Source organism: Lentzea atacamensis (genome assembly GCF_003269295.1).
GTDB classification, from domain to species: domain Bacteria; phylum Actinomycetota; class Actinomycetes; order Mycobacteriales; family Pseudonocardiaceae; genus Lentzea; species Lentzea atacamensis.
Genome location: NZ_QLTT01000002.1, coordinates 1,047,951 through 1,071,649 on the forward strand (window position 1 = coordinate 1,047,951; position 23,699 = coordinate 1,071,649).

General features: G+C 70.0%; 26 protein-coding genes. 15 read left to right on the top strand and 11 right to left on the bottom strand.

From position 1 onward, the window contains the following. Position 1 precedes the first annotated feature (1 nt). The 5 genes from C8D87_RS14170 to C8D87_RS14190 all read right to left on the bottom strand — a co-directional run bounded on the left by C8D87_RS14170 (position 2) and on the right by C8D87_RS14190 (position 4,146). Positions 2-553, bottom strand: coding sequence for a hypothetical protein (locus C8D87_RS14170; RefSeq protein ID WP_109639203.1), 552 nt, complete (start codon positions 551-553; stop codon positions 2-4). Then, positions 550-1,089, bottom strand: a complete 540-nt coding sequence (locus C8D87_RS14175) for a hypothetical protein (protein ID WP_112226924.1) — start codon at positions 1,087-1,089, stop codon at positions 550-552. The genes C8D87_RS14170 and C8D87_RS14175 overlap by 4 nt, the downstream gene beginning before the upstream one ends. Positions 1,090-1,092: 3 nt before the next feature. Continuing rightward, a complete protein-coding gene (locus tag C8D87_RS14180) occupies positions 1,093-1,941 on the bottom strand; it encodes a glycosyltransferase family 2 protein (protein WP_211337517.1) in 849 nt (282 codons plus the stop codon). Between the two features lie 25 nt (positions 1,942-1,966). Next, positions 1,967-3,094, bottom strand: coding sequence for a glycosyltransferase family 4 protein (locus C8D87_RS14185; RefSeq protein WP_112227084.1), 1,128 nt, complete (start codon positions 3,092-3,094; stop codon positions 1,967-1,969). A gap of 80 nt (positions 3,095-3,174) precedes the next feature. Next, positions 3,175-4,146 carry a glycosyltransferase family 4 protein gene (locus C8D87_RS14190; RefSeq protein ID WP_112226925.1) on the bottom strand — a complete coding sequence of 324 codons (972 nt, stop codon included), beginning with the start codon at positions 4,144-4,146 and terminating at the stop codon, positions 3,175-3,177. Positions 4,147-4,184: 38 nt separating this feature from the next. Here C8D87_RS14190 and C8D87_RS14195 point away from each other — a divergent pair, with 38 nt between their 5' ends. After that, on the top strand, positions 4,185-5,075 hold the full coding sequence (locus C8D87_RS14195; RefSeq protein ID WP_112227085.1) for a glycosyltransferase family 2 protein: 891 nt from the start codon (positions 4,185-4,187) through the stop codon (positions 5,073-5,075). A 2-nt stretch (positions 5,076-5,077) separates the two neighbouring features. Here the strand turns inward: C8D87_RS14195 and C8D87_RS14200 are convergent, their stop codons facing one another. Next, complete coding sequence (locus C8D87_RS14200; RefSeq protein WP_112226926.1) at positions 5,078-5,455, bottom strand: hypothetical protein; 378 nt, start codon at positions 5,453-5,455, stop codon at positions 5,078-5,080. Between the two features lie 101 nt (positions 5,456-5,556). On the opposite strand from C8D87_RS14200, the gene manB reads away from it, so the two are divergent. From manB to C8D87_RS14215, 3 genes are read left to right on the top strand one after another with little or no spacing between them, the layout of a single operon-like run. Beyond that, a complete protein-coding gene (manB, locus tag C8D87_RS14205; protein ID WP_233442085.1) occupies positions 5,557-6,624 on the top strand; it encodes a mannose-1-phosphate guanylyltransferase in 1,068 nt (355 codons plus the stop codon). Beyond that, positions 6,617-7,498: a DNA-3-methyladenine glycosylase family protein gene (locus C8D87_RS14210; protein ID WP_112226928.1), complete on the top strand. Its 882-nt coding sequence runs from the start codon at positions 6,617-6,619 to the stop codon at positions 7,496-7,498. Before manB ends, C8D87_RS14210 begins: the two co-directional genes overlap by 8 nt. A 17-nt stretch (positions 7,499-7,515) precedes the next feature. After that, the gene (locus C8D87_RS14215) at positions 7,516-7,704 is read left to right on the top strand and encodes a hypothetical protein (protein WP_170166417.1); all 189 of its coding nucleotides are present in this window, start codon (positions 7,516-7,518) and stop codon (positions 7,702-7,704) included. On the opposite strand, the gene C8D87_RS14220 is transcribed toward C8D87_RS14215, so the two are convergent. From C8D87_RS14220 to C8D87_RS14235, 4 genes are read right to left on the bottom strand one after another with little or no spacing between them, the layout of a single operon-like run. Continuing rightward, entirely contained in the window at positions 7,701-8,228 is a 528-nt protein-coding gene (locus C8D87_RS14220) for an NUDIX hydrolase (protein ID WP_112226929.1), read from the bottom strand. The genes C8D87_RS14215 and C8D87_RS14220 overlap by 4 nt on opposite strands. Then, entirely contained in the window at positions 8,225-9,547 is a 1,323-nt protein-coding gene (locus C8D87_RS14225; RefSeq protein ID WP_109639211.1) for a coenzyme F420-0:L-glutamate ligase, read from the bottom strand. The genes C8D87_RS14220 and C8D87_RS14225 overlap by 4 nt, the downstream gene beginning before the upstream one ends. Then, the gene (gene cofD / locus C8D87_RS14230) at positions 9,540-10,496 is read right to left on the bottom strand and encodes a 2-phospho-L-lactate transferase (RefSeq protein WP_109639212.1); all 957 of its coding nucleotides are present in this window, start codon (positions 10,494-10,496) and stop codon (positions 9,540-9,542) included. The genes C8D87_RS14225 and cofD overlap by 8 nt, the downstream gene beginning before the upstream one ends. 34 nt (positions 10,497-10,530) lie before the next feature. Continuing rightward, a complete protein-coding gene (locus C8D87_RS14235) occupies positions 10,531-11,286 on the bottom strand; it encodes a site-2 protease family protein (protein WP_109639213.1) in 756 nt (251 codons plus the stop codon). Between the two features lie 245 nt (positions 11,287-11,531). Here C8D87_RS14235 and C8D87_RS14240 point away from each other — a divergent pair, with 245 nt between their 5' ends. Beyond that, positions 11,532-11,828 (top strand): WhiB family transcriptional regulator, encoded by a 297-nt coding sequence (locus C8D87_RS14240; RefSeq protein ID WP_045315329.1) that lies wholly within the window; start codon positions 11,532-11,534, stop codon positions 11,826-11,828. Between the two features lie 201 nt (positions 11,829-12,029). Continuing rightward, positions 12,030-15,185 carry a glycosyltransferase family 2 protein gene (locus C8D87_RS14245; protein WP_112226930.1) on the top strand — a complete coding sequence of 1,052 codons (3,156 nt, stop codon included), beginning with the start codon at positions 12,030-12,032 and terminating at the stop codon, positions 15,183-15,185. A gap of 8 nt (positions 15,186-15,193) precedes the next feature. Here C8D87_RS14245 and C8D87_RS14250 read toward each other — a convergent pair whose 3' ends face one another. Further along, a complete protein-coding gene (locus tag C8D87_RS14250; RefSeq protein WP_109639215.1) occupies positions 15,194-15,637 on the bottom strand; it encodes a metallopeptidase family protein in 444 nt (147 codons plus the stop codon). Between the two features lie 93 nt (positions 15,638-15,730). On the opposite strand from C8D87_RS14250, the gene C8D87_RS14255 reads away from it, so the two are divergent. The 9 genes from C8D87_RS14255 to C8D87_RS14295 all read left to right on the top strand — a co-directional run bounded on the left by C8D87_RS14255 (position 15,731) and on the right by C8D87_RS14295 (position 23,662). Beyond that, complete coding sequence (locus C8D87_RS14255; protein WP_109639358.1) at positions 15,731-16,102, top strand: DUF3499 domain-containing protein; 372 nt, start codon at positions 15,731-15,733, stop codon at positions 16,100-16,102. 84 nt (positions 16,103-16,186) lie between these two features. Next, complete coding sequence (locus C8D87_RS14260; RefSeq protein WP_112227087.1) at positions 16,187-17,539, top strand: phosphomannomutase/phosphoglucomutase; 1,353 nt, start codon at positions 16,187-16,189, stop codon at positions 17,537-17,539. A 10-nt stretch (positions 17,540-17,549) separates the two neighbouring features. Continuing rightward, entirely contained in the window at positions 17,550-17,750 is a 201-nt protein-coding gene (locus C8D87_RS14265; protein ID WP_109639216.1) for a Trm112 family protein, read from the top strand. Positions 17,751-17,754: 4 nt separating this feature from the next. Further along, positions 17,755-18,819 (top strand): SIS domain-containing protein, encoded by a 1,065-nt coding sequence (locus C8D87_RS14270; protein ID WP_112226931.1) that lies wholly within the window; start codon positions 17,755-17,757, stop codon positions 18,817-18,819. A 19-nt stretch (positions 18,820-18,838) separates the two neighbouring features. Continuing rightward, positions 18,839-20,053, top strand: coding sequence for a mannose-6-phosphate isomerase, class I (manA, locus tag C8D87_RS14275; protein WP_112226932.1), 1,215 nt, complete (start codon positions 18,839-18,841; stop codon positions 20,051-20,053). Positions 20,054-20,116: 63 nt separating this feature from the next. Continuing rightward, entirely contained in the window at positions 20,117-21,040 is a 924-nt protein-coding gene (locus tag C8D87_RS14280) for a cation diffusion facilitator family transporter (RefSeq protein ID WP_112226933.1), read from the top strand. Positions 21,041-21,298: 258 nt separating this feature from the next. Further along, positions 21,299-21,490 carry a hypothetical protein gene (locus C8D87_RS14285; protein ID WP_109639220.1) on the top strand — a complete coding sequence of 64 codons (192 nt, stop codon included), beginning with the start codon at positions 21,299-21,301 and terminating at the stop codon, positions 21,488-21,490. Positions 21,491-21,644: 154 nt separating this feature from the next. Beyond that, positions 21,645-23,183: an amino acid permease gene (locus C8D87_RS14290; RefSeq protein ID WP_112227088.1), complete on the top strand. Its 1,539-nt coding sequence runs from the start codon at positions 21,645-21,647 to the stop codon at positions 23,181-23,183. A 23-nt stretch (positions 23,184-23,206) separates the two neighbouring features. Beyond that, the gene (locus C8D87_RS14295) at positions 23,207-23,662 is read left to right on the top strand and encodes a MarR family winged helix-turn-helix transcriptional regulator (protein ID WP_109639221.1); all 456 of its coding nucleotides are present in this window, start codon (positions 23,207-23,209) and stop codon (positions 23,660-23,662) included. Positions 23,663-23,699 lie beyond the last annotated feature (37 nt).

Here is a 23,699-nt window from a genome sequence, read left to right on the forward strand (position 1 = left end):
GCTAAGCCTGCCTCATCACTCTGCGCGCCCGCAGTGTGGTTGCACAGATGAGCAACAGCAAGATCGCGATTGGTACTCCGAACACCCACTCGACGGACCAGTTGTTGCGGTCGGCGAGCAGCGGCCGCATCCACGGGTGCCGCAGCACGGTGGCCGGACCCGGCTGCATCTTCTTGTCCTGCTCACCCAGCACCACGATGCGCAGCTCGGCGCCGTCGGGGCAGGTGATGTGGTGCGCGAACGCCGGGTTGTCGGGCCGGGGGAGGTCCTCGACGCTGGAGATCACGCACGTCTGCGGAGTGCCGAGGGCGTCCATCAACGCGCGGTGACCGTCGCTGACCAGCACGGCTGTGCCGGGAATCACGACCATGAACGCGGGCAGCACCAGCCACGCGGGCCCGAGCTTGCCGACACCCCACGCGAACGCGAGCGACAGCAGGCAGCACGGCACCAGCACCGCGAGGTCGTACCGCACCGGCACGATGGCGCCCAGCACGACGGCGGTGGCCATCGCGATCAGCCCGATCACGATCAGTGGCGTCGGTCGCCTCACGGCGCCTTCCTGAGTGCTCTGGCGACGGGAACGAGAAGAGTCATCGCCAGGGGGACGCTTGTCACCGGCACCAGGTTCCATCGGGCGTTGTCGGCGAACACCGGCCGCAGCGGCGAGCCGACCAGAACGTCCGCCTCCATGATCGCGAGCCGGTCGTCCCAGTCGCGGCTCAGCTCGACCTCACCGCTCGGGCAGGCGAGCACGTAGTCCACCGACGGGTACTTGGCGAACGGGTGTTCTTCCGCCTGCGTGATGGTGCAGTGCTCGACGTGCCCGATCCGCTGCATCAGCACGCTGTGCCCGCCGAACGTCAGCAGGAACGGCGCCACGAGCCCGAGCGCGAACGCCGGCAACGCGATCCACTTGCGTTCGGCGAGGCCGCTCACCCCGAGCGCGTACGCGAGGCCGCCCAGCAGCCCGACGAACACCAGGCCCGTGGTGAGGGTGACGCCGAACCCGACGCCTGCCGCCAGCCCCGCGAAGCCACCCGCGATGAGCAGCCAGGCCGTGCGTCTCGGTACCGGTGAGCTGGACACGGCTCAGCCTCTGGTGAGGATCTTCACCCGCAGCGTCAGCCCGGCCTTCACCAGCAACCTGAACGGCGCCCACAGCACGCCCTGGTGCCGGTCGGCCAGGTACCGGTAGGCGCTGCGGTGGTGCTCGCGCAGCATCCGGTCGGACGACCGCGCGGTGGAGTGGCCACCGATGTGCGTGACCTCGGCGTCGGGCACGTAGACGTTCTGCCAGCCGGCCCTGCCGACCCGCTCGCCGAGGTCCACGTCCTCGAAGTACATGAAGTAGCGCTCGTCGAAGCCCTTGACCGAGTCGAACGCCTCGCGCCGCATCAGGAAGCAGCTGCCGGAGAGCCACCCGGCGGTCCGCTCGACCGGCGTCTTCTCCTGCCGGTACGCGCGGGTCCACGGGTTCGACTTCCAGAACGCGCCGAACACCGCGTGCCCGAGGCCGCGGCCCAGCGACGGCAGCAGGCGGGCCGACGGGTAGACCTCGCCGTTCGGCTCGCGGATCAGCGGCCCGAACATCCCGCCGCGCGGCCACCGGGAGGCGGCTTCGAGCAACGTGTCCACGCTGCCCGGCGCGAACTCGATGTCGGGGTTGGAGATGAGCACCCAGCCGACGTCCGGCCCCAGCGCCGCGACACCGCGGTTGGCGCCACCGCCGTAGCCGAGGTTTCCCCCGGTCGGCAGGAACGTGACGTGCTCGCGTTCGGCTGCGACCTGCTCGGGCACGCCGTCGGTGGAACCGTTGTCGGCGAGGATCACCTGCACCGGCCGGGTGGTCGCCTTCGCGAGGGTGTCCACGAACGGTGCCAGCGTCTCGCCCGGCGAGTACGTGACCGTCACGACACCAAGTCCGTCGCCGTAGTTCACGCGCGACACAGTAGTGGCTCGCGATTCAGCGGGATCGGCGCACCAGCGCTGCCCGCTCGTAGGCCAGCCGGTGGCGGTCGGCGCTCACCGACCAGGAGAAGTCCTTCGCACGTCGCTGTCCGGAAGCTGCCAGGGCCGACCGGCGGGCGGGGTCGTCCAACAGATCGGCGATCGCCGCCGCGATGTCCCCCGCTCCGACACCGCAGTACGCGACCGCCTCACCACCGACCTCTGGCAGCGACAGTCTTCGCGTGGTGAGCACGCACGCGCCGCACGCCATCGCCTCCAGCACCGGCAGGCCGAAACCCTCGCCGAGCGACGGGTAGGCGACCAGTTCCGCACCGCCGAGGAACCCTGCGAGCTGTTCGAACGGCAGGTAGCCCGCCCGGATCACGCGGATCCGGTGCGGCACCGCGTCGAGCGCGCGTTCGACCTGGCTGTCCCAGCCGGGCTGGCCGGCGAGCACGAGCGCGGGCGGGTTGGCGCGGCCGACCATCGCCTGGGCGAAGCCGCGGATCAGCGCCGGCACGTTCTTGCGCGGTTCCAGCGCACCGAGGAACGCCACGTACGGTGTGTCCCCCAACGACAACGCCCGCCGCACCGCGGTGATCTCGTCCGGCGACGGCGGGTGGAAGCGTTCGGTGTCGACGCCGTGCTGCGCGATGTGCAGGACGCGGCGGTCGGCTCCGGCGACGCGCACCAGTTCGTCGGACGTCGCCTGTGACGGCACCACGCACAGATCCGCGCGTTTCAACGAGGCGCGGGTCCACGCGCGGAAGAAGCGCGCCTTGACCGACGAGTGCAGCACGGGGTCGGTGAAGAACGTGGCGTCGTGCAGCGTCACGACCGATGCGGCCTTGCTGGCCAACGGAAGTGTGTAGTGCGGTGAGTGCACGACGTCGATGCCGAGCGACCGCACGAGGCGCGGCAACGTCGCCTGTTCCCAGGCCAGCCGGGCCGTCCTGGTGGCGACGGCCTCGGCGGCGCGCACGACACGGGCGTTCGGCGCGATCTTGGTGAAGAGTTCTTCGTCGCGCGGCTGGCACACGACGGACAGTCTGGTGCCGTCGGCATCCAGTGCGGCGACGAGCGAATCCACGTAACGGCCGACGCCACCACGGTCTGCGGGAACCGCGGTGGCGTCGATCAGCACGTTGGGTTCGACGGTCGGCACGATCAGCTAGCGTAATGTCATTTGCGAATGCGTTTAGCGGGAATGCACCAATCCGGTTGTTACGTGTGTGTCTCCCAGACACCCCGTGCGGTCTTTTCCCAGGTGAACTCAGTCGCGCGGGTGACGCCGGCCTCGATGGTGTGATGCGGATCCATGAGGACAGCCCGCAGTCCTTCCGTCAACGAGGTCAGGTCTCCTCGCCGGACGACGGTCCCCGCACCGCCCGCGACCTCCACCAGAGCGGGGTCGTCGGAGTGCACGACGGGGACGCCCGCGGCCATCGCCTCCAGCACCGGCAGCCCGAAACCCTCGGCCAGGCTCGGCGCGGCGAGCACGGTCGCACCGGCCAGCACCGATGCCAGCCGTTCGTCGGAAACCTTGCCCAGCAACGTCACGTGCGGTGCGCGCAGATCAACCCCGCCCCAGCCCTGCGGCCCGATCACGACCAGCCGGGCCTTCAGCCGTTCGGTCGCCCGCACCAGCAGGTCGAAGCCCTTGCGCGGCTCGATGGTGCCGATGGCGAGCACATACCGTTCGGGAAGGTCGTCGGGTTTCGGGCCTTCGAGCCTGGTGACTCCGTTGGGCACCACGTGCACCGGAACCTCGACGCGCACGCGGTCGCGCAGTTGGCCAGCGACGGCCTGCGTCGGCACGACCAACGCCCGCGCCTGCAGTGCGGCCTTCTCGATGACCTTGCGGTGCCACGCGACGCCGCGCGGTGTCAGCGTCTCCGGGTGCGTCCACGGCACCACGTCGTGCACGGTCACGACCGCGCCCGGCAGCGGGGCGAGCGGCGTGGGGGCGTGCACGTGCGGGCCGAGCTTCGGCGGCAGTCCCCGTTCCCACAACGCCACCAGCGCCCGTCGCGGCACCCTGATCACGCGGTCCGCGTTCGCCGTGGCCACGGTTGTCACGGTCCAGCCCGCGGGCGCGGTCTCCTTCAGGGCCTTCAGCAGCTCGGCCGTGTAGCGGCCGGTGCCGCCGGGGACGGGGGCGTTGAGTTGCTCGGTCAGCACTACGAGCTCTGGCACGTCGCGTACCGTCTCACGCCGTGTCGGCACTCAGCACCGTGGTGGTCGTGACGTGGCGGGGCCGTGACCACATCACGGCGTGCCTGGACGCTCTCGCGGCCCAGAAGAGTCCACATAGGATGATCGTGGTCGACAACGCGTCCGACGACGGCACCGCCGAGTTGATCAGCGGGTACGAGGTCGTGCGGCTCCCGCGCAACCGCGGTTACGCCGGTGGGCTGGCGGCCGTGCTCGATCTGGTCGACACCCCGTACGTCGCGTGGCTCAACGACGACGCGGTGCCGGACCCGTCGTGGCTGAGCGAGCTGGAGAACGCGCTGGAGGCCGAACCGGACGCGGCCGCCGCCACCTCGTCGATCCTGCTGACGGACGGCTCGACGCAGTCCGTCGGTGTGGCGTTGACCTCGGACGGCTACGGCAAGGACGTCGTGCTCGCCGGGCGCGAGGTGTTCGGGTTCTGCGGTGGTGCGGCACTGCTGCGGACGTCCGAGCTGCGCGCCGCGGGTGGCGTGCCGGCCGGTTTCTTCTGCTACTACGAGGACACCGACACGGCCTGGCGGTTGCGGCTGGCCGGGCACCGGGTGATCTCGGTCGGACCGGCGCGGGTGCGTCATCGGCACGGCGCGAGCACGCGGCCGGGGTCGCCGCTCTTCCACCGGTGGAACGAGCGCAACCGGCTGCTGATGCTGCTGCGGTGCGCCCCGGCTTCGGTGGCGGTGCGGGAGCTCGCGCGGTTCCTGGTGATCACGGCGCTGCTGCCGGCGCGCAAGGACGTGCCGAACGCCGCGAACTTCCGGATCGGGCTGCGGCTGCGGGTGCTCGGCGAGGTGCTGATCAGGATGCCCGTGACCGTGGTCCAGCGACTGGTGATCGGCACCCGTTCGAAGGTCACCCGCCAGAGGGTCTGGCGGGACTGGGCAGGCCGCTAGCCCTACATGTTCCCGCTGAGGCGCTGGGACAGCGAGTTGCGCGTCTGCTTGTGGTTGGACACCGTCGGGATCACGCCCGGCTGCACGACCTGAGTGATCTCCGCGTCATCCGCGACCTGCATCGGCTGGGTCGGCATCGGGTGGCCGGGCCTCTGCTGGTGCTGCTGTGGCGGCCGCTGCTGCTGCCCCATCTGGGAAGGCTGCAGGATCATCGTCGAGTCCGGGTCTTGGCGCGGGTCCATGGCGTTGACCAGCGTCCGAGGGATCTGGAGGGTGTCGGACGCGTCCATGGGGGACGTCATGTTGTCCGGCGTCACGATGTTCCGCCCACGTGCGCGGGCGCGGGCGAGCATGGCGTCGGCCCGGTCGCGGGGGTCCATGTCGGATTTAGCTCCTTGCCGGGACCAGATCCCGTATGACGATCTGCTTCGTGTCAGAGTATTCCGTCGAACGGCTCGCTGTAACGCGGAGGAGGAAAAAGGTGCACGGCGTCGAAGCTGTGGTGCTGGTCGGGGGCAAGGGCACCCGTCTTCGCCCGCTGACCCTGTCCGCTCCCAAGCCCATGCTGCCGACCGCGGGGGTGCCCTTTCTCACGCACCTGTTGTCGCGGATCAAGGAGGCCGGGATCACCCACGTGGTGCTCGGCACCTCCTACAAGGCCGAGGTGTTCGAGGAGTACTTCGGTGACGGATCGAGGCTCGGGCTGGAGCTCGAGTACGTGGTCGAGGAGGTACCGCTCGACACGGCGGGCGCCATCCGCAACGTCGCGGACAAGCTGCGCGAACCCGACGTGATGGTCTTCAACGGCGACATCCTGTCGGGTGTCGACCTGACGGGGATCGTGGAGACGCACCGCAAGCACGAGGCGGACGTCACGCTGCACCTCGTGAAGGTCGCGGACCCGCGCGCGTTCGGCTGCGTGCCGACCGACGACGAGGGCCGCGTGCAGGCGTTCCTGGAGAAGACCGACAACCCGCCGACGGACCAGATCAACGCGGGTTGCTACGTGTTCCGCCGCGAGGTGATCGACGCCATCCCGGCAGGCCGCCCGGTGTCGGTGGAGCGCGAGACGTTCCCCGGTCTGCTGGAGGCCGGCCGCCGCCTGCAGGGCCACGTCGACGCCACGTACTGGCTCGACCTCGGCAAGCCGGAGGCGTTCGTGCAGGGCTCGGCCGACCTGGTGCGCGGCGTCGCACCGTCGGCCGCAGTTGCACAGCCGGGTGACTTCCTGGTGCTCGAAGGCTCCGCGGTGCACGAGGGCGCCACGGTGCGCGGCGGCTCGACCGTCGGCGCTCGGTGCACGGTGGCGGACGGCGCGGTGCTCGACGGCGCGATCCTGTTCGACGGCGCTGTCGTCGGCGAGAACGCGGTGGTGGAGCGCTCGATCGTCGGCGCGGGTGCCCTGGTGCAGGCCGGCGCGGTGCTGCGCGACGCCGTGGTGGGCGACTCTGCCGTGATCGGCGCCCGGTGTGAGCTGATCGGCGGGGCGCGCGTGTGGCCGGGCGTGGTGCTGCCCGAAGCCGGCGTGCGCTTCTCGACGGATGCCTAGTCGGTCCTGGACACCACCGTTCCCCTTCGATCTGGGCGCGGTGCTCGGACCGTTGCGCCGCGGACCAGGTGATCCGTCCTTCTCGACGGAGGGCGGCATCTGGTTCGCGGCGAACACCCCGTGCGGGCCGGGAACTCTGCACGTCCGGCGCACATCGGACGCGGTCGAGGCGGAAGCGTGGGGCGACGGCGGGCTGTGGCTGCTGGACGGCCTGCCCGCCCTGCTCGGCGCGGACGACCCGCTGGACGAGTTCGTCGCGCACCACCCGATCGTCGCCGAGGCGCGCAGGCAGCGTCCCGGACTGCGCCTCGGAGCGACCAACCGCGTCTGGGACCTGCTGTTCGCCTCGATCCTGGAGCAGAAGGTCACCGGGAAGGAGGCGTTCCGCACCTGGCGTGAGCTGGGCCGCAGGTTCGGCGAGCCCGCGCCGGGACCGCTCGCTCTGAAGGTGCCGCCGACGCCGCACCGGCTGCTCGCTCTGCAGGACTGGGAATGGCACCAGTGCGGCCTCGACGGTGCCCGGCGGCGCACGCTGATCAACGCCGCACAGGTCGCGCACCGGCTGGAGAAGGCCGCCGAGATGCGCAGCCGCGAGCTGCTGGAGAAGGTGCCCGGCATCGGCGTGTGGACGTCGGCCGAGGTCGCGCAACGGTCATGGGGCGACCCGGACGCCGTGAGCGTCGGCGACTACCACGTCGCGAAGAACGTCGGCTGGGCGTTGACCGGCACGCCGACCGATGACGACGGCATGATGGAGCTGCTGGAGCCGTACAAGCCGCAGCGCCACCGGGCCGTCCGCTACCTGGAGGCCGCGGGCATGCAGCGGCCGCGGCGAGCACCGAGGTTCTCGCCGCGCGACTACCGCAAGTTCTGACGCCGGGGGAGGGCTGGTTGGCGAAGCGGCAGTACGTGGCGCGCGGCGTGCCCGGCGGGTACCGGATCTGGAACAACAAGACGCGGCGGTGGTGGGGCGACCACTACGAACTGTGCCCCGACGACCTGCTCGCCGAGCTGAACGGCGCCGCCGACCCCGCGCGGATCACCGCCCTGCTCAAGCGCTACCGGGCGCTCAAGCGCTAGCGAAGGCGGGCCAGCGCCGACTCGATCAACGGGTGCAGGTCGTCCACGTTGTCCGGCAACGAGTCCAGCGGCCACCACTGCAGGTCCACCGACTCGGCGGACCGCACCGGCTGCGCGCCGACCGGCGCCCGCACCAGGAACCGCACGTCGAAGTGCCGCGTGGGCTTCCCGAGCGAGCACGTGATCGGGTGCACGTCGAGGTGGATCGGCGTGGGCTCGATTCGCAGCCCGCGCATGCCCGACTCCTCGGTGGCCTCGCGCAACGCGGCCGCGGCCAGCGTCGCGTCGCCCGGCTCGCAGTGGCCGCCGAGCTGCAGCCACCGGCCCACCCGCGGGTGCAACGTCAGCAGTGCGTGCTCCGCCGTGGCGTCCAGCACGAGCGCCGAGGCGGTGATGTGCCCCGGCTCGCACGAGCGCCGGCAGGCGTCCTCACGTGCCGCCAGGAAACCCAGGTAGGCCTCCTTCAACGCGTCCTGGCCGGTGAACCGGCTCAGGGTCGAGACCGCGTCGGCGTGCAATGTCACAGCTCGATCAGCCCTTCCAACGGCTCGCGGGGTGTCAGCGGCTCGGTCGGGTGCCCGACCGCCACGGCCCCCAGCGGCTCCCAGTCCTGCGGCACACCCAGCACGGTGCGCACCACGTCCGCGCAGAAGATCGTCGACGACACCCAGCACGAGCCGAGCCCTTCGGCCGCCAGCGCGACCAGCAGGCCCTGCACCGCGGCGCCACCGGCGACCGTGAACATCGTCTTCTCGGCGGCGGACCTGCGTTCGTCCGGATACGCGTGAGCGCCGTCGCGGACGAGGAACGGCACCACGATCTCCGGCGCCTCCACCAGCAGGTCACCCCGGCGCACGCGACGCGCGATCTGGTCCTCCGTGAACCCGTCGCCGCGCAGGTCGGTCTCCCACTGCTCGCGCATCGCCCGCAGCAGCTCGTCGCGCTTCTCCCGCACCAGCACGAACCGCAGCGGCTTCGTGTGGTGCGGTGCCGGCGCGGTCAGCGCGGCACCGACGGCACGCTTCAGAACGGCGAGATCCACCGGCTCGTCCGAGTAGAACCGCACGGACCGGCGCATCAGCACGGCCTCGGCACGGCCCTGGGCCAGCGCCTCCTCGGTGCCGAGCCGGAACAGGTCCTCCTCGGTCGGCCGGGTCAGGTCGCGGGCGGTGGAGCCGTCGTCCACCACGTCGAACCCGCGCAGCACCGCCACCGGCACCGCGCCGAGCTTGCCCTTCACCAGGTCTGCGGCGGCCGCGATCTCGTCGGCGATCGCGACCATCGTCACGGCGAGCTCGTTGCCGTGCTGGTCCACCGAGCCCGCGTAGTCGTGCAGGACGCGGATGCCTGCCGCGCCGATCGCGGCGTCGGTCTGGCCGATCCGCCACGCGCGGCCCATCGTGTCGGTGATCACCACCGCGACCTCGACGCCGAGCAGGCTCTTCAGCGCACCACGCAACGCCGCCGCGGATCCGTCCGGATCGACGGGGAGCAGCGCGATCTCGTCACCGGCCACGTTCGAGGCGTCGACGCCGGACGCGGCCTGGACGATGCCGAGCTTGTTCTCGGTGATCAGCGTGCGCATCTTGCGGGCGAGCACCCGCACCGACTCCGCGTCGACGTGCTCGCGCCGGATCCTGTCCCGTTCCTCCGGGTCGGCCGGCACGCGGACGAGCCGTCCCTCTACTTTGGACACGATCTTGGACGTGACGACCAGCACGTCGCCGTCGCGCAGCCAGGGCGCGGCCGCGGCGATCGCGCCGGCCAGGTCGTCGCCGGGGCGAAATTCCGGCAGACCCGGCACCGGCAGCAGCTCCAGCGCCGCGGCGCCGTGGTCAGTCAACGTCGACTCCGGCCATTTCCAGCGCGACGCGGGCCATCTGCGCCGTGGCGTCCACATCGGACATCAGCAGCGGGACAGCGCGGACCGCGACACCCGGCACGTCGGCGCGGTCGCCGGTGTGGACCAACCACGCGTCGAGGATGCCGTTTTCAGAGCACTTGCGGGAGCCGTAGTGCCGCCCGACCGCTTCAGCCGAGGTCTCGACACCGATCGCGTCCAAACAAGCGTCGGCCATGCCCCGCAACGGTTTCCCGCCGATGATCGGCGACAGGCCCACCACGCCCGCCTCGGTCTTGCGCAGCGCGTCACGCACACCGGGCACGTTCAAGATCGTGCCGACGCTCACCACGGGGTTGGACGGGGCCAGGATCACCGCGTCGGCCTCGGCGATCGCGTCCAGCACGCCGGGCCCGGCGGTGGCGGCCTCGGCACCCACGAACGCGAACGACTGCGCGGGCACGCCGGCCCGGTGCTTGACCCACCACTCCTGGAAGTGGATCGCCTTCGGCTGCTCGCCGTCCAGCTCGACGACGACGTGCGTCTCCACCCGGTCGTCGGACATCGGCAGCAGCCGCACGCCCGGCTGCCAGCGGTCGCACAGCGCCTCGGTCACGGCCGACAGCGGATAGCCGGCGCGCAGCATCCTGGTGCGGATCAGGTGCGTCGCGATGTCGCGGTCGCCGAGCCCGAACCACGTCGGCTCGGCGCCGTACGCCGCGAGCTCCTCCTTGACGGTCCACGACTCGTTCTCACGGCCCCAGCCGCGTTCCGTGTCGATCCCGCCGCCCAGCGTGTACATGCAGGTGTCGAGGTCGGGGCAGATGCGCAGCCCGTGCATCCACACGTCATCGCCGGTGTTCACCACCGCGGTGACGTCAGCCCCGAGTTGTTTGAGGCCCTGCAGGAACCTCGCGCCGCCGACCCCGCCGACCAGTGCTACGACCTTCACGCCGCGCCATGCTTCCACAACGCGGTGGGTTGCTTCACAGGTAGCGCCAGAACATGAACGCGACGACACCGGAGCCCGCCGAGCTCGTGTCGCCGCCGACCAGCTCGAAGACCGACGAGGCCAGCGCGAAGAAGAGCCGGTTCACCTCGGCGAAGGCGATCAGCACCGCGAACAGGATCAGCGGCGCCCACGGCCGGGCCTTCGCGCCGAACTGCTGCGCCTGGTACGACATGAACGGTTCCAAAACACCCCAGCCGTCCAAACCGGGAATCGGCAGGATGTTCAGCACGAAGGCGATCACCTGCAACAAAGCCAGGTACGAAATTGCGCCGGCGAGCGCGGCCGGTGGCGAAAACACCGTGACGATTCCGGCTAGGAGCACGCCGAGCACGAGGTTCATGACCGGTCCTGCGAGTGAAACGAGCGACTCGATCTTCTTCGAGCGCAGCGCGTGGTGGTTGATCCACACAGCGCCACCCGGAAGGGGGATGCCGCCGAACGCGAGCAGCACCAGCGGCAGCACGATGCTCAGCACCGGATCGGTGTAGCGGCGGATGTCGAGGGTCAGATAACCCTTGTCCCGCACGGAGAAGTCGCCGCCCTTGTAGGCCACGGCGGCGTGCCCGAACTCGTGCAGGCACAGCGTCACCGCCCACCCGGCGAGTACGAAGAGGATGGTGCCCGTGATGATGGCGACGTCGCCCTCGAGCAGGGTGAGGGCGCCACCGGCGGCAGTCGCCGCGAGCAGGCCGAGGAACAGTGGACTGGGTCGCACCGCTGATCGCTTCACCCCTCCAGTGTGGCGTGTCGGCTGGCGTGGTGGGCCGTTCGGGGACCCCTTGCGACACGTGAATCACTGTCGGTGCTGCCAGTCAAGGTTTTTGCGGCCATCTGCGCGAATATCCCCCGACGTGTGGACTCCACTTGACCCCCTGCTGTGACGCAGGTGTAATCACATCGGTGTCATTCGTCGTTGTGGGAACGGCGTCTGGCGTCCGCCAACCGGGGAGAGCGGAAGGCGAGGAGGCGGACGAAATGCAGGAATTCGAAGAAGATCACGTCGCGCAGCCGGTTGTGCAGGGCGAGCTGTCGTACCTGTTCGACCCCGCCGACGAGCAAGACTGGCAGGAACGTGCGCTCTGCGCGCAGACGGATCCCGAGGCGTTCTTCCCCGAAAAGGGTGGTTCGACGAGGGAGGCGAAGCGCATCTGCCTGGGCTGTGAGGTCCGGTCGGAGTGTCTTGAGTACGCGCTCCAGCACGACGAGCGCTTCGGCATCTGGGGCGGTCTCTCTGAGAGGGAACGCCGCAAGCTGAAGAAGCGAGCCGTCTAGTCAGAGCACGCTGACCACAATCTCCACCGCGTCTTTCGCCGCTCAGCAGGGCGCCTCGCGGCACCGGCCCGACGCCCCCACATGTCCGATGTGGGGGCGTGGGGCCGGCACCCCGATGCACCCGTCTGACCGGTGAAACACGCGGCGGAGGTTGGTGATCAGCGCGCTCGAAGTGTGATCTTTGTGCCTTAACTTGAGGACGTGACAAGTCCTCACCCGAGGCTCCGGACCGCGCCGGTGCTGTGCGTCCTGGTCTGCCACGACGGCGACCAGTGGCTCAGCACGGCGCTGTCCGCGTTGCGGCGTCAGCGAATTCGCCCGAGGCACGTGATCGCGGTCGACACCGGATCAACCGACCGCACGGGCAAGATCCTGGCGGAGGCGGAGGATCTGCTGGACGGCGTGCTGACCGTGCCGCGCGGCACGGGCTTCGGCACCGCCGTGCGCCTCGCGGTCGAGCACGCCGTCGAACGGTGGGGCGATCCCGGCAAATGGCTGTGGCTGCTGCACGACGACAGCGCGCCCGAACCCGACTGCCTGCTCGCGTTGCTGACCGCGGCCGAGGTGTCGCCGTCGGCTGCCGTGCTGGGTCCGCTGTGCCTCGATTGGGTGGATTCTCGGCTGGTCGTCGAGGCCGGTTTGTCGACGGATTCTTCAGGACATCGACAGACGGGCCTCTCGTCGGCGGAGCACTCCGCATCGTTCCAGCAGAGCACCGAGGTCCTCGCGGTCTCGTCGGCGGGCTCGTTGATCCGCCGCGAGGTCTGGCAGGCGCTCGGCGGCTACGACGAGGCGATGCCGCTGCTGCGCGACGACCTAGACTTCGGCTGGCGCGTGAACCGCGCCGGTCATCTGGTGCTGTGCGTTCCCGTGGCCCGGATGCGCCACGCCCGTGCCGCGACCAGAGGTGCACGCCGTTTGGACGCGGCGATGGCGCGTCCCGGGCCGTTGTTTCGCGGCGTCGACCGCGCACACGGCATGCGCACGTTCCTGGTCAACACCTCGGCCATTTCGTTCCTCATCGGACTTCCGCGTCTGGTCCTGCTGTCTTTGCTGCGGGCTTTGGGTTTCCTGTTTCTCCGGCGTTTCGCCGACGCCCACGCCGAAGTGGGCGCCGCCCGTTACCTCCTGACCAGAGGCCGCCTGTTCGAGGGCCGCCGCGCACGCCGCGGTTCCGCCGTGGTCCGCGGCCTGTTCACCTCACGGCTGACCCGGTTCCGCAACGCCCTGCGCGCCGGTGCCGTGTTCCTGATCCGCCGTCGCGTCGAGGCCGACGCCGCGCTGGGGCGTCTGCCCGCGACCGACGCCGGTTCGGCGTGGCTCGAACCGTCCGAAGTGGACACGCGTCCGGTGGGCCCCTCGGCGCTGCCCGCCGGTGCCTCCCGTGGCCGTCCGCGCGTAGCCGGACTGCGCCGGCCCGCGGTCGTCGTCCCGGTCGACGCGGCTCTGCCCGGTGCGCTGCGTCCTTCGCCGCGACCGCGTCCGTCTCCCAGGCCACGTGGACCGGACATGGTCTTCGTCGAGGTCGACCAGACCCGGATGCTGCGATCGCTGTTGCTGTCGCCTCCGGTGTTGCTGGTGCTGGGACTCTCGGCGGTCGCGGTGGTGGCGAACTGGTCGCGCCTGGGGCTTTCGCTGGCCGGCGGCCGGCTGCTGCCGGTCGGATCTCTGGGCTCGGTCTGGTCGACCTATCTCGCGTCGTGGCACCCGGTGTTCGGTGGCACCGCGGCTCCGGCTCCTGCCGCTTTAGCCTTCTTGGGGCTGATTCCGGGCGGGCCCTCGTTCGCGGTCGCGTTGTTGTTGCTCGGCGACATCCCGCTCGCGGCGTTGTCGGCCTACATCGCGTCACGGGGCATGCGCGTGCGCCGGTCCGTGCGCGCGGTGGTGGCTGCCTTCTACGGGCTGCTGCCGGTGGCGACCACTGCTGTGGCTGAGGGACGGCTGGACGTCGTCGTCGTCCACGTCGTGACGCCCGTGGTGTTCGCCGGCGTGTATGCGGTCTTGCGCGCGTCGTCTACGCACGCCTGGTTGCCCATGGCTTCAGGCACGGCTCTTGGCGTTGCCGTTCTTGGGGCCTTCTCGCCGTTGAGCCACGTCGTCACGATCGTCGGGGCGTTGGGCGGGTTCATCGCGGTGTCGGGCGGAGCACGTCGGATCGCCGCGTTGTTCGCCATCGTGCTGTTGCCCATGGCGTTGTTGTTGCCTTGGCCCGCGGTGTTGCTGCAGCACCCCGAGATGGTCTTGAACGGCCTTGGCGCGGCTTTCGAGTCACCTCCGCCGAACCTGATCGTGTGCTCGGTGTTCGCGGCCGCCGCGTTCGCTGCTGCCGTGTTGCGGCCGAACGCCGCGATGTTGCCGGGGTTGTTCGTGATCGTGCTGGCCATCGGGGCGTTGGCTGCTGTTGCCGCTGTGCAGGCCTGGCCGGGGACGCCGTTGGTGATCCTGGCCTGGGGGCTCGTCTGGGTGGTGCTGGCCGGGTGCCAGCGCGGGGTCGCCCCAGGGGTTGCGGGGCAGGCTCGGGTCCGGCGTGCCGTTTACGTCGTCGGCGTGGTGACGTTGGTCAGCCTCGGGGTCGCCGGGTTCCTGGACCTGCGGTCCGGGCCGTTGAAGGCCGACGGTGGGACTCGGCTGTCGTCGTCGTTGACGGCCGAGCTGGAGCGGACCGGGCGGTCTGTGCTGATACTGGGTGGTCCGGTTCGTCAGGTGGCCGGGCGGATGCCTGCCTTCGGGGACGACGACCTCGTGCCGACCGTTTCGTCGCCCGCGCGGTTGCGGCGGTGGAACTCCGCCTTGCTGGACGGGGCCGATCCGGCGGTCAAGGTGGCTTTGGCCCAGGCGGCGTCTTCCGGGGTCTCGTTCCTGGTGCTGCCGTCCGAGAAGGACTCGGCGCGGGTCCGGGGCGCGGCCGGGGAACTGGTTTCCGTTGCGCCGCCCGCGTCTGACGGCCGGCCGGTCCTGCGGCTGCGGCTGGCCGCGGACACCGGGGTGTTGCTGGCGCCGGATCTGGCCCGGCGGGCCCGGACCGGTGGGGAGCCGCCCGCAGAGCTGGCTGCTCCAGGGATCTCGCCGGTCAACGTGTCGCTGCCCGAGGTGGCTGTCCGGGTCTCCGCCGGCGGGGAAGGACGGGTGCTGGTGCTGGCGGCCGAGGACGAGCCGGGGTGGACGGTCACCGTGGACGGGCAGCGGGTACCGGTCATCAGGGCCTGGGGACACCTGGTCGGGGTGCCGTTGCCGTCGTCCGCCGCCGAGGTCCGGGTGGAGATGTCGACGACGCTGAGGGACTTCCTGCTGCTGGCTCAGGCCGCCGCGGCGTTGTTCACGTTCCTGACGGCGATCCCGACCAGACGCCGCGTGTGAGAGGGGTCTCAGCCCTCGTCGATCACGTCCGGGTCGAGGCCCAGGTAGTTCGCCACCTGCTCGACGAGCACGTCGTGCACCAGGTCGGCGAGATCCGCGCCGTCCTTCGCGCGTGCCTCCAGCGGACGCCGGTAGAGAACGATTCGGGCACGGTGGTCGGAACCCGCGGGCAGCAGCCGGGCGAGCGGGACGTTGCCGTCCTCCACCACGCCGTCCTCGCCCTCGACCTGGACGTCGGGCACGTCGTCCACGGCCACGTCGAGCTGCGTGAGCTCGGTGCGCCAGCGGGCCTCGATCGGTTCCAAAGCCTCGATGACCAGCGCGTCGAACCGCTCGGCCCTGGAACGAGCGGCGGGGAGGGTGGCTGGGTAGAGCGGACCGCGCAGCCCTCTGCCGTGCCGGTCGCGGTTGCGCCGGCGAGGCGAGTCCTGTCGACGTGAACCCCGTGCCATCACCACAACCGAGCAGCCTAGTTGCTGCGTCGGGCGAGCAAACACAGCGTGCCTCACACACAGCCTCGCGTGGACGCGCTATCGTCCCCGATCGTGCGGAGCGTGAGACGGTGCTCGCGAACCGGGTGTGCTAACCCGGCTGTCGCCACGCTCACCTACGCCTATGCGGACTCCACCGCAGTCGTCGGACCGCTCGCCACGTACTCCGAACCGCACAGCTACGACCTGTGCGAGGAGCACGCCCTGCGGCTCACGGCGCCGCGCGGCTGGGAGGTCGTGAGGCATCAGGGTGAGTTCGCGGCGCCCGAGCCGAGTGTGGACGACCTGACGGCGTTGGCCGAGGCCGTGCGTGAGGCTGGGCGGGCTGATGTGACCCCCAAGGTGCCCGATGTGCCGCTGGGCACCCAGATGGGCACGCAGAGGCGTGGTCACCTGCGGGTATTGCCCGATCCGCACGAGGACTGAACGACCACACGCATCACTAATCCGCTCGCCGGTAGGCTGCCTGACCAGTGGCCGTCAAGAGCGAGTTTCCTGGGAGTGTGCGGCGTGCGTGACCTGTCCGGCATCGTCAAGGCGTACGACATCCGCGGGGTGGTCGGTGAGCAGCTGGACGCCGGCGTGGTCCGCGACTTCGGCGCCGCCTTCGCGCGCTTGGTCGGTGGACCAGCCATTGTGATCGGTCACGACATGCGTGACTCGTCGCCGGGGCTCTCCAGGGCGTTCGCGGAGGGTGCGCAGGCGCAGGGCGTTAACGTGATCAGCATCGGGCTGGCCAGCACCGACATGCTCTACTTCGCGTCCGGCAAGCTCGACCTGCCGGGTGCCATGTTCACCGCCAGCCACAACCCTGCGCAGTACAACGGCATCAAGCTGTGCCGTGCCGGTGCCTCGCCGGTGGGGCAGGACACCGGTCTCGCGCAGATCCGCCAGGACGCCGAGAACCAGGTGCCTGACGCCGAGGGCGTGACGCCGGGCACGTTCGAGGAGCGCAACATGCTCGCCGACTACGCGGCGTACCTCAACGAGCTGGTCGACCTGAAGAACATCCGTCCACTGAAGATCGTCGTGGACGCGGGCAACGGCATGGGCGGTTACACGGTGCCGCAGGTCTTCGAGGGCCTGCCCATCGAGATCATCCCCATGTACTTCGAGCTCGACGGCAGCTTCCCCAACCACGAGGCGAACCCGCTCGACCCCAAGAACATCGTCGATCTCCAGGCCCGCACGAAGGCTGAGGGCGCCGACGCCGGTGTCGCGTTCGACGGTGACGCGGACCGCTGCTTCGTCGTCGACGAGAACGGCGACCCGGTCAGCCCGTCCGCGATCACCGCGCTGGTGGCCGTGCGCGAGCTCGCGAAGGACCCCGGCGGCACGATCATCCACAACCTGATCACGTCGCACGCGGTGCCGGAGATCGTGCGGGAGCACGGCGGCAAGCCCGTGCGCACGCGCGTCGGCCACTCGTTCATCAAGGAGGAGATGGCCAAGACCGGCGCCATCTTCGGCGGCGAGCACTCCGCGCACTACTACTTCCGCGACTTCTGGCGCGCGGACACCGGCATGCTGGCCGCACTGCACGTGCTGGCCGCGCTGGGTGAGCAGGAGGGTCCGCTGTCGAAGCTGACGGCGGTCTACAACCGCTACGCCGCGTCCGGTGAGATCAACTCGACCGTCGCCGACCAGGCCGGCCGCATCGCCGCCATCAAGGAGGCGTACGGCTCGAAGGACGGCGTCACGATCGACGAGCTGGACGGTCTCACCGTGCAGCTGCCGGACGGGTCGTGGTTCAACCTCCGCGCCTCGAACACCGAGCCGCTGCTGCGCCTGAACGTCGAAGCCGCCACTCCCGAGGCTGTCGCCGCGCTGAGCGGCGACGTCCTCGCGATCGTGCGGGCCTGAGGAGAACACCGTGGCCGTCAAGCTCGAAGAGCAGTTGCTGGAAATTCTCGCCTGCCCGTGCCCCGAGCACGCGCCGTTGCAGGTCGGGACGCCGGACGACCCGGAAGCGGACTTCCTCACGTGCACCGCGTGCGGACGTTCGTTCCCGGTGCGTGACGGCATCCCGGTACTGCTGCTGGACGAGGCGGTCGAGCCGTCCTCGGCTGGGTGATCCGGTGCTCGACGACACGCTGCTCGACGACCCGGGCCGCCTCGCCGACGCCGACACCGGTGGTTGGCTGCGCGCTGCCGCACGGGCGGGAGCACAGGTCCGTTCCACCGCGGAGGCCGCGGCCGAGGCGGGGGTGGAGCGGATCTTCTCCGAACGCCCGCGCGCGGTCGTGCTGGTCACCCGGCCCGGCCACGCGGTCGCGGTGGCCGACGTCGTCATGGCGTTGCTCGGTCCCGGCTGCTCGGTGCCCGTCGTGGTGTCCGACGAGGTGCCGCCGTGGGTCGGCGCGCTCGACGTGGTGCTCGCGCACACCGAGGACCCCGGCGACCGGGTGCTGGCCGAGTCGATCGACCGCGCTTGCCGCCGTGGCGCGCGGACTCTGCTGACCGCGCCGGACTCCGGTCCGGTCGCGGCTGCGGCAGCCGGTCAGGCCGTGCTGCTCGCGCCACGCGTCGACGTGCCGCCCGGCTTCAGCTTCCACCGCGCGCTCGCCGCGTGGCTCGTGGTGCTGAACTCGCTGGGGCTGCTCAAGGTCGACGTGGACCTCATCGCGGACGAGCTCGACCGCGAGGCCGAGCGCGATCATCCGATGCACGAGTCGTTCGTGAACCCGGCGAAGTCGCTCGCGTTGCGCGTCGCCGACCGCACGCCGCTGCTGTGGGGCCTCGACGAGGTCGCCACGTCGGTGGGCGTGCACGGCGCGGGCGTGCTGGCGGCGTTCGCCGGCGTCGCCTCCGACGTCGCCGCGTACCCGCAGGCGCTGACCCGCCCGGTGCTCCACCGCCGCGCGGTCCAGGGGACCTCGGGTGCCGATCTCTTCGCCGACCCGGACGACGAGCCTGTCGGCGGACTGCTGCGCGTGCTGCTGCTGGCCGTGCGCCAGGGCCCGGTGGCCGATGCTGTGCGACGCGCCGCCGAGGACGCACTGCCGGGAGCGGACGTGCTGGAACCGGCCGTCGAAGTGGCCGGCGGCGACGCGGTCAGCGCCGCGTTGCTCGCACTCCGCTTCGAACTGGCCGCGCTTTATCTCGGGCTCGCCGCCGGAACGCTCGGCGGCAACCCGTACTGATTTGGGAGCTGACTGAGAAGTGGACCTGCTGCACAACGCGGTCAGGCCGTACGCGTGGGGATCGCGCACGGCCATCGCCGAGCTGCTCGGGAAGGAGGTGCCCGCACCCCATCCCGAGGCAGAGCTGTGGATGGGCGCCCATCCCGGCGACCCGTCCCGCGTCGTCGGCGCGGACGGGGTCGAGCGCTCGCTCCTGGAGCTGCTGTCGGTGGACCCCGACGGCCAGCTCGGCCCGCGCCTGGCCGAGCGCTGGGGCAGCAGGCTCCCGTTCCTCCTCAAGGTCCTCGCCGCCGAGGAGGCGCTGAGCCTTCAGGCTCACCCGTCCGCCAGGCAGGCGGCGGAGGGCTTCGCCGCCGAGGAGGCCGCCGGCGTGCCGCGCGACGCCGCGGTGCGCAACTACAAGGACCCGGCCGCGAAGCCGGAGCTGATCTGCGCCCTGACCGAGTTCCACGCCCTCGCGGGCTTCCGCGAGCCGTCGCGGACGGTGGCACTGCTGCGCACGCTCGACGCGCCCGCGCTCGCGCCGTACACCGAGATGCTGGTCGCGCAGCCGGACTCGTCCGGCCTGCGGGCGTTGTTCACGATGCTGATCACGCTGCCGCAGACGTCCCTGAGCTCACTGCTGCCGCAGGTGCTCGACGCGTGCGTGCTGCACGTGAAGGAGCACGGCGAGTTCGACCTGGAATGCCGCACGATCCTGGAGCTCGGCGAGTCCTACCCCGGCGACGCGGGCGTGCTCGCGGCGTTGCTGCTGAACCGCATCGTGCTGCAGCCCGGCGAGGCCATCCACCTGCCGGCCGGCAACCTGCACGCGTACCTGCGCGGCACCGGCATCGAGATCCTGGCGAACTCGGACAACGTTCTGCGCTGCGGCCTCACGCCCAAGCACGTCGACGTGCCGGAGCTGTTGCGGGTGCTGGACTTCAGGTGCGGCGACATGGACGTGATGACCGGCGAGGAGATCTCGCCCGGCGTCCGCGTCTACCGCACGCCCGCGCCGGAGTTCGAACTGTCGCGGCTGGACCTGACCGGCGAGGCCAGGATCAACCACGACGGCCCGCAGATCCTGATCTGCACCTCGGGCGCGGCGGTGCTGACGAACGTCCGCGGTGACGAGCTGCGACTGACCCGCGGCCAGTCCGTGTGGCTGCCCGCGTCGGACCCGGCGGTGATCGTCCGACCGGATGGTGTTGAATCCGCCCAGCTTTTCCGCGCGACAGCGGGAACGGACTAAGGTTCACGACCGGACAAACCTGACTGATTCTGGGCAGGACTGGTTTTCAGCGAGGAGACAGGCGTGTCAGCAGGGGGCGGGACCAAGGCCATCGTTGCGGCGTTGGTGGCGAATGCCGGTATCGCGGTGGCCAAGTTCATCGGGTTCTTGATCACCGGGTCGTCGTCGATGCTGGCCGAGTCGGTGCACTCGGTCGCCGACACGTCGAACCAGGGGCTGTTGCTGCTCGGTCAGAAGACCGCGCAGCGCAAGGCGACCAGGCTGCATCCGTTCGGCTACGGCCGCGACCGGTACTTCTGGTCGTTCGTGGTGGCGTTGCTGCTGTTCAGCCTCGGCTCGGTGTTCGCGCTGTACGAGGGCATCCACAAGCTGCAGCACCCCGAGGCCCTGACCAGCCCGCTCGTGGCGGTCGGCATCCTCGTGGTCGCCATCGGCCTGGAGACCTACAGCTTCATGACCGCGATCAGCGAGTCGAAGAAGATCAAGGGTGACGCCTCCTGGTGGGGCTTCATCCGCAACTCCCGCACGCCGGAGCTGCCGGTCGTGCTGCTGGAGGACCTCGGCGCGCTGGTCGGTCTGGTGCTGGCTCTGCTCGGTGTCGGCTTCAGCATGATCACCGGCAACCCGGTCTTCGACGCCCTCGGCACCATCTGCATCGGTGTGCTGCTGGGCATCATCGCGATCATCCTGATCATCGAGATGAAGTCGCTGCTGATCGGTGAGGGCGCGTCCGACGCCGACCTCGACGTGATCTGCGACGAGCTGGCCGCGGGCAAGGTGCAGCGGGTCATCCACATCAAGACGCAGTACATCGGGCCGGAGGAGATCCTGGTCGCCGCCAAGATCGCGCTGGAGCCCCGGCTGTCGCTGGACGACGTGGCTCAGGCGATCAACGACGCCGAGCAGCGGGTGCGGAACAAGGTGCCGCACGCTCGGCTGATCTACCTGGAGCCGGACCTGGACCGGTCGACGGTCGCCAGCTCCTGATCCGCACTTGCTTCGAGGCCGTCCCGGTGTTGCCGGGGCGGCCTCGTCGCGTTCAGGGCTGTTCCAGCCATTGGCAGGGCGGTTGATCCACAATCCGTACAACTGTGGAATGTGACCACTGGCCAACTTCTGTCCAGCGGCCAATTTGTGGCCACCGGCCAATTTCCCTTTGTTTACGGAATTGGTGGGTGGAATCGCTTTCCTGTCGTACGATCGGCGCGTTGCTGGTGAAGTGGGGTCCTCCGCCGGGAGAATTCGATGCAGGTGAACAGCCTCGCGCTGTTGGTGGTGGGCGTGCTGGTGCTCGCCTTGTTCGTGCTTGTGGGGTTCGTGGTCCATCGGCTTGCCGACGGCAACGCCAAGAAGATCGCCGGTGTGGTGGTGGCGCTCACATTGTTGCTCGGTGCCGTACCGGCGCTCGTCGTGGCATTCCAGGTTCTCGTCTCGTGATCTTCGGCCACGAAATCCGCTCGTTCGCAGGCCGTGAGCGTGTCGAGCCGGGCGCTGCCGAAACTCCGGACAACCGCCGAACACAGCTGTAGGAGTTCCACATGCTGGATACCTCTAGGGTGGCTTGAACAGGTCCATCAAGGAGGTATGCACCGTGCCGGGGAACGGGTTGTGGCGCACCAAGTCGATCGAGCAGTCGATCGCTGACACGGACGAGCCGGACACCAGGCTCCGGAAGGATCTCACCGCCTGGGACCTCACGGTCTTCGGCGTCGCGGTCGTCATCGGTGCCGGCATCTTCACGCTCACCGCGAGCACCGCGGGCAACATCGCGGGCCCGTCGGTGTCGCTGTCCTTCGTGCTCGCGGCGATCGCCTGCGCGCTCGCGGCGTTGTGCTACGCCGAGTTCGCCTCGACGGTGCCGGTGGCGGGTAGCGCGTACACGTTCTCCTACGCGACGTTCGGCGAGTTCGCGGCGTGGATCATCGGCTGGGACCTGGTGCTCGAGTTCGCGGTCGGCTCGGCCGCGGTCGCCAAGGGGTGGTCGGCCTACCTGCAGACGACGCTGGGACTGCTCGGCGTCGAGACCAAGACCGAGGTCGCCGTCGGCAGCTTCAAGTTCGACTGGGGCGCGGTGCTGCTGGTCGGCGTGCTGACGGTGCTGCTGGTCCTCGGCACGAAGTTGTCGTCGCGGGTCAGCGCGATCATCACGGCGATCAAGGTCGCGGTGGTGCTGCTCGTGATCGTGCTCGGCATCAGCTACATCAAGGCCGAGAACTACAGCCCGTTCATCCCGCCGGCCGCCGAAGGCTCCGGCGCCGCGCACACGGGCATCGAGCAGTCGCTGTTCTCGCTCCTCACCGGCTACTCGGGCAGCACGTACGGTGTGCTGGGCATGCTGGCCGCGGCGAGCATCGTGTTCTTCGCGTTCATCGGTTTCGACGTCGTGGCGACCACGGCGGAGGAGACCAAGAACCCGCAGAAGGCCGTGCCGCGCGGCATCCTCGGTTCGCTCGCGATCGTCACCGTGCTGTACGTCGCCGTCACGCTGGTGATCACCGGCATGGTGCCGTACGAGAAGCTCAAGACGCAGCCGGACGGCACGCGTGCGACGCTCGCGAGTGCGTTCGCGGACAACGGTGTCGACTGGGCTGCCACGGTGATCTCGGTCGGCGCGCTCGCCGGTCTGACCACCGTCGTCATGGTGCTGATGCTCGGCCAGAGCCGGGTGTTGTTCGCGATGTCGCGCGACGGCCTGCTGCCGCGCGGGCTCGCGAAGACCGGCAGCCACGGCACGCCGACCCGCATCACGATCATCATCGGTGTGCTGGTCGCGATCGCGGCGGGCTTCTTCCCGGCGGGCAAGCTGGAAGAGATGGTGAACGTCGGCACGCTGTTCGCGTTCATCCTCGTCTCGGCTGGTGTTCTCGTGCTGCGCAAGACGCGGCCCGACCTCTCGCGGGGGTTCCGGGTGCCGCTCGTGCCGCTGGTGCCGATCCTCGCGATCCTCGCCTGCCTGTGGCTGATGCTGAACCTGACCGCGCTCACCTGGGTCCGGTTCCTCATCTGGATGGCGCTCGGCGTGGTCGTCTACTTCGTCTACAGCCGCCGGAACTCGCTGCTCGGGAAGACCGGCCACGCGAAGGTCGAACCGGAGCCGGTCATCAAGCACGGCGAAGAGCCGGGAGTCTGAGCGCACCAACTAACCTGCGGGCCATGGGAAACGCACGGTGGCTCTCTGAGGAGGAGGGGCACGCCTGGCACCACTTCGTCCAGGCGTACCACCTCCTCGAGAGGCAGATCGAACAGCAGTTGCAGCGCGATGCGGGCCTTTCGCACGCGCAGTACAACGTGCTGGTCGTCCTGTCCGAACAGCCGGGCAACCGCATGCGCATGACCGAACTGGCCCGCCGCGTCGTGGTCTCCAAGAGTTCGCTGACCTACCAGATCGGCAAGCTGGAGAAGGCCGGACTCGTGCGGCGCGAGCCGCACGAGTCCGACGAGCGCGGCATCCTCGCCGTGCTCACCGACGCGGGCAAGGACCTGTTGCAGACCACCGCGCCCGGTCACGTCGAGACGGTCCGCGCGTACCTGATCGACCTGTTCACGCCGGAGCAGCTCGCGCAGCTCGCGTCGTTCATGCAGGTGGTGCACGAGAAGGCGGACGACTAGTGGCGTGGACTCACCGGCATCCTGCACACTGATCAAC